Genomic DNA, 351 nt, shown 5'->3' on the forward strand with positions numbered 1-351 from the left:
GTTGGGTGCACTGGGGTGTGTTTTCCCTGAGTTGCTTGCTCGTAACGGGGTTAAGTTCGGTGAGGCAGTTTGGTTCAAGGCTGGTTCACAAATCTTTAGCGAAGGTGGTCTTGATTACTTGGGTAACCCAAGCTTGGTCCATGCCCAAAGTATCTTGGCCATTTGGGCTAGCCAGGTTATTTTAATGGGTGCGGTTGAGGGGTACCGTGTTGCGGGTGGACCCCTAGGTGAGGTGGTTGACCCGCTTTACCCAGGTGGAAGCTTTGATCCCTTGGGGTTAGCCGAGGACCCAGAAGCTTTCGCAGAGTTGAAGGTGAAGGAGCTTAAGAATGGAAGGTTAGCTATGTTTTC

At 51.6% G+C, this 351-nt stretch carries 1 protein-coding gene; it reads left to right on the forward strand.

The genetic code is table 11. From position 1 onward, the window contains the following. On the forward strand, positions 1–351 hold a 351-nt coding region (locus AB843_RS24620), incomplete at both ends, for a chlorophyll a/b-binding protein (protein WP_048649571.1).

The organism is Nitratireductor soli (genome assembly GCF_001050155.1).
In the GTDB taxonomy this organism is placed as follows: Bacteria; Pseudomonadota; Alphaproteobacteria; order Rhizobiales; family Rhizobiaceae; genus Nitratireductor; species Nitratireductor soli.